The 4936-nt window shown below is 47.7% G+C and carries 6 protein-coding genes; 2 read left to right on the forward strand and 4 right to left on the reverse strand.

Annotated elements, in window-relative coordinates; all coding sequences use genetic code 11:
* Positions 1-664, forward strand: a 664-nt coding sequence (locus AC4E7D_RS11555) for a DUF6090 family protein (RefSeq protein WP_490173946.1), incomplete at its 5' end; no start/stop codon positions are given.
* Between the two features lies 1 nt (position 665).
* On the opposite strand, the gene AC4E7D_RS11560 is transcribed toward AC4E7D_RS11555, so the two are convergent.
* The 4 genes from AC4E7D_RS11560 to AC4E7D_RS11575 all read right to left on the reverse strand — a co-directional run bounded on the left by AC4E7D_RS11560 (position 666) and on the right by AC4E7D_RS11575 (position 4429).
* Positions 666-977: a hypothetical protein gene (locus tag AC4E7D_RS11560; RefSeq protein ID WP_490173947.1), complete on the reverse strand. Its 312-nt coding sequence runs from the start codon at positions 975-977 to the stop codon at positions 666-668.
* Positions 978-1002: 25 nt separating this feature from the next.
* The gene (gene ligA / locus AC4E7D_RS11565; RefSeq protein WP_490173948.1) at positions 1003-3009 is read right to left on the reverse strand and encodes an NAD-dependent DNA ligase LigA; all 2007 of its coding nucleotides are present in this window, start codon (positions 3007-3009) and stop codon (positions 1003-1005) included.
* Between the two features lie 61 nt (positions 3010-3070).
* Entirely contained in the window at positions 3071-3934 is an 864-nt protein-coding gene (gene prmC / locus AC4E7D_RS11570; protein ID WP_490173949.1) for a peptide chain release factor N(5)-glutamine methyltransferase, read from the reverse strand.
* Between the two features lie 3 nt (positions 3935-3937).
* Positions 3938-4429 (reverse strand): GNAT family N-acetyltransferase, encoded by a 492-nt coding sequence (locus AC4E7D_RS11575; RefSeq protein WP_490173950.1) that lies wholly within the window; start codon positions 4427-4429, stop codon positions 3938-3940.
* A gap of 23 nt (positions 4430-4452) precedes the next feature.
* On the opposite strand from AC4E7D_RS11575, the gene ribD reads away from it, so the two are divergent.
* A partial coding sequence (ribD, locus tag AC4E7D_RS11580) for a bifunctional diaminohydroxyphosphoribosylaminopyrimidine deaminase/5-amino-6-(5-phosphoribosylamino)uracil reductase RibD (RefSeq protein ID WP_490173951.1) occupies positions 4453-4936 on the forward strand: 484 nt, incomplete at its 3' end.

The raw sequence follows: 4936 nt of genomic DNA on the forward strand, positions 1-4936 counted from the left end.
ATTCAGAAAATACGTGCTTTACGCCATTGGTGAAATCCTGTTGGTAATGATAGGGATATTGCTGGCCTTTCAGGTAAATAAATGGAATGACCAGCGATTGAACCGGATCGAAGAACTAAAGTATTATACCAACCTGAAAGGAGACCTGGAACAACAGCGGTATTCGATCCTCGGGCAAATTGATTACAACGGCAGGCACCTGGCCCTGTTTAGAAATGCCCTTCAAGTAAGTACTCAAGGTGATCAGAGTCAACGCGATACGCTTATCGCAACGGTTCCTGCCTTGTTTGAATATTCCGATTTTGACCAAAGCGGCAATATCTATGAAACACTAGTCAATAGCGGGGATATAAAACTCCTGGAAAACAACGATATTATCAAAGGTATCCGAGGGATCGAATGGCGGTATCAGTATATCAACCGTATGGAAAATATCCATTGGGATATCATCCTGGATTATGTTTCGCACTGGGCAGCCACCAGTTTTGATTTTGTAAACCAGCAGCCCATATCTTCTGAAGCCCTATATGCATACGAATTTCAAAACATCCTTGTTTTGCTTCAGCGCGTTATGGAGGAAAAAGAAGTGATCTATAAAGCTGCCATTGAAGAAATCGACCGGCTTATTGGAGAAATAGACACTGAAATTGAAAGAGGAAACTGACCTAAGCAGGTCCTACGCTCAATACAGCTTCTACCAACTCTTGAAATTCTTCTTCCAGTCCGGCCTTTGGAAATTCCCGACCGGCCCTGCCGTACCAGTACCCGGCATTCCACTTGTCCCCCTCCTTTCTGTGAAGGTAGGCATGTATCCAACTCCCCAAAGGCGAAGGGATATCCTGGGCAATGTTGTGGGAAGCCGACCAATCCCCCTTGCCATCATACCATAAGGCTTTTAAGGCTTCCGGCCATAGTTCGTCTGGTCTATCTGCTGCAAAGGTTGCTAAAAATGCTTCAAAATTGGTTGGAATACTCATAACCCATAGGGTTTCTTAAAAGTCACTATTCTGTCTTCTGTACCATTTGAAGGAAATCATCTTCAGAAATAATGGGTACCCCGAGGCTCTCGGCTTTTGTTTTTTTGCTGGGCCCCATATTAGCGCCCGCTACAACATAATCCGTTTTGGAAGAGATGGAGGAAGCTACCTTGCCGCCGTTATCCTCTATGAGTTTCTTGAGTTCGGTACGGGATACCTTTTCAAACACCCCTGAAACCACAAAACGCTGTCCTTGCAGCGTATCGGTCTGATTAGACAGCTGATCTTCGGTTAAGGACATCTGCAGGCCATAGGATTGCAGGCGTCCTACGATTTCCAGGTTGGTGGTATTCGCAAAAAAACGTACCACGCTTTCAGCTATGCGTTCCCCGATCTCATCCACCTGGGTGAGCTCCTCCCTGCTCGCCTCTATCAGCGCTGTTATATTTTTATACCTCCTGGCTAATTTTTTGGCCACCGTTTCTCCCACATAGCGAATCCCAAGGGCAAAAAGCACCCGTTCAAATGGAATCGTTACTGAGGCTGCGATCCCCTGTATCAGGTTGTCGGCAGATTTTTCAGCCATTCGCTCCAGCGGAAGGACATCTTCCTTCTTCAGGGTATATAGATCAGCATAATTAGAGATAAGTCCCGCCCTGAACAGGAGTTCTACGGTTTCCGCCCCAAGGCCTTCAATATCCATAGCCTTACGGGAAATGAAGTGCTGTATCCGACCCGTAATTTGCGTAGGACAGCCCGTATCGTTCGGGCAAAAATGCTGGGCTTCGCCTTCTTTTCTGATCAAGGGCGTTTCGCATTCCGGGCAATGGGCGATATATTTCGTTGGAATAGAATCGGCTTTCCTTTTTGTCAAATCCACCCCCACAATCTTCGGGATGATCTCACCACCTTTTTCCACAAAGACGGTATCCCCTTCGCGTATATCCAGCTTGGCAATCTGGTCAGCATTATGAAGGGATGCCCTTTTTACTGTAGTCCCGGCAAGCAAAACCGGTTCCAGATTCGCTACTGGCGTAATAGCGCCTGTGCGACCTACCTGGTAGGTGATTTTATTTAACACTGTGGTGGCCTGTTCGGCCTGGAACTTATAGGCCAGTGCCCAGCGTGGTGATTTAGCCGTATACCCGAGCTCTTCCTGCTGCTGTAGATTGTTTACTTTGATCACCACCCCGTCAGTCTCATAGGGCAGTTTGTGGCGTTCCTCTTCCCAACGGTCCACATAGGCCATGACCTCTTCTGTACTTTTGCACAACTGGGCCGTTTCCGGAACTTTGAAACCCCATTCCCTGGACTTTTTCAGCATCTCAAACTGAGTAGAAACACCCAGCTCCTGGCCTACAAGGCCGTAAAGCAGACAATCCAGGGGGCGTTCTGCCACCAACGCGCTATCCTGCAATTTCAGGCTGCCTGATGCTGTATTCCTGGGGTTCATATAGGGGTCTTCCCCTGCCGCTATACGCTCCTGGTTCATCCTTTCGAATCCCGCAATGGGAAGGATAATTTCCCCTCTGATGTCGAACTTATCCGGATACTCTCCCTTGAGTTTTAACGGTATGGACCGGATGGTCTTGATATTGGTAGTGACATCATCCCCCTGGAAACCATCGCCCCGGGTAACGGCACGTACGAGTTCCCCGTTTTCATAGCTCAGGCTGATCGATGCTCCGTCGTATTTCAATTCGCAGGTAAATTCCACCTCTACGTCCCCAAGTATGCGCTGTACCCTTTTCTCCCAATCAAGCAATTCTTCCCGGGAATAGGAATTGTCCAGAGAAAACATCCGATATCCGTGTACTACGGTATCGAAATTCTTGGTGACCTGCCCCCCTACCCTGAGGGTGGGTGAATTCGGGTCGTAATATTCCGGATGCTGTGCTTCGAGCTCCTGTAGCTGCTTGAGTTTCATATCAAACTCATAATCGCTGATCACTGGTGCATCCAAGACATAATAGCGGTAATTATGATCGTGTAATTCTTCCCGTAATGCTGCTATGCTTTCCTTTATGCTCATCTTGGTATACTAATTGGTTATTGGCCAAGGCATTTCAATAATATAATCCCCGGGCATTATTTCAAAGTATTTCCTTCTTAAATACGGCACTGATCATACGTTCCTTTCCAAAGAGGTCCCGTCTAACTTCAATTTCGGTGTATCCCTCACTGCTCAGCAGCTGCTGCACCTCCGTACCCAAAGCTTCGTTGATTTCCAGAAAAAGCATCCCACCGGTTTTTAAGTTTGCTTTTCCAAATCTTGCCAACAGCTCATAAAATAATAAAGGGGCTTCATCGGGCACGAACAAGGCTTGTGCAGGTTCATAGCGTTTTACATTATTACTCATCTCCCTGCTTTCCGATAGGCGAACATATGGTGGGTTGGAAACTAATAGGTCCCATTGATGCTCCAGGTGCTTCAAGGTTCGGAAGTCCGCCTGTACAAATTGAACAGTCGCCTTGTTTTCCGCCGCATTTTGTCGGGCCACAGCCAATGCCTCAGATGAAATGTCCAGGGCATGTACTTCGGCTTGTGGCAACTCCCTGGCAAGGGTAATTGCAATGTTACCACTACCTGTGCCCACATCAAGAATTTTTAAAGGTGCCTCATGTCCTCCCTGACACTCTAAGATCCACCTGATCAGGTCCTCTGTCTCCGGCCTTGGAATCAACACATGAGGATTCACCGTAAAGTCACGTCCGTAAAAATGGACCGATCCCGTGATATACTGAATGGGTTCTTCTTGCCGCAAGCGGGCCAATGCTTCAAACAGGGGCTTTTCTTCCTCTTTGGTGAGTGTATATTCAGGCTGCAGGGCCATAACGAAACGCCCGAAGCCCAGATAATGCTCCAGGAGTATGTCAAGGAAACTGTCGATCTCAGTTTTGGGATAGATGCCCTCTAATTCCTCCTGATATATGTTTCTGATCTCCCTAAGCAACATGGGTCAAAGTTTTTTGAGCATCCAGACCGGGCATACCGTATGTCCGGTATCCCCCATACTTCCTTCCAAATACTCAAATCCATACCTCAGATATAAGGTCTGTGCCGCTTTCATGTAAGGCATTGTTTCCAAATAACAAGCCTCGTATCCAAAATCAACCGCGGTTTTGAGGCATTTTTGGAGGAGCTGTGTTCCTATGCCTTTGCCGCGTACCGAGGGATCAAAATACATCTTCTGTAATTCACATACATTACCCGTGTAGTTTTCCAGCGGGGTAATCCCGGCTCCACCTACGGGGGTTCCTTCATACTCCACTACATAATATACAGCACGGTCCTTGTTGTAGTACGCATATAGGTCGTCCAAAGAAGGATCAGCATAGCTGCTCCCCGTTTTGGGAACTCCAAGGGCATCCAGTACCTCTCTGATAATTCGGGCAATCGCAGGATTATCAGAAGGCGTGATCTCCCTGAAAACGACACTGTGAAGATTCATGTTGAATACCCTATTTTTGCCAGGTGAAGATACAGGAAAAATATATGGCAAGGTGCATTGAAATCGCCAAAAACGCGATGGGAACTGCTCCCCCCAATCCCATGGTGGGTGCGGTCCTGGTCTGCAAGGACAAGATCATCGGGGAGGGCTATACCAGTCCGTACGGAGGTCCTCATGCAGAGGTAAACGCAATAGCCGCCGTAGCGGATCCTTCATTATTGGAAGAGGCCACACTGTATGTCACCCTGGAACCCTGTTCCCATTTTGGCAAAACCCCTCCCTGTGCCGAACTTATTGTCAAGCATAAGATCCCCCGTGTGGTCATCGGGCTGAGAGACCCTCATAACAAAGTCGCAGGAAAAGGCATAGAACGATTGAAAGCCGGAGGCTGTCAGGTTGAAATGGGTATACTGCAAAAGGAATGCAGGGATCACCACAGGAGGTTCCTCACTTATCATGAAAAGAAAAGGCCATATGTCATCCTGAAATGGGCACAAAGTGCCGACG

It is taken from the genome of Lentiprolixibacter sp. (genome assembly GCF_982873095.1).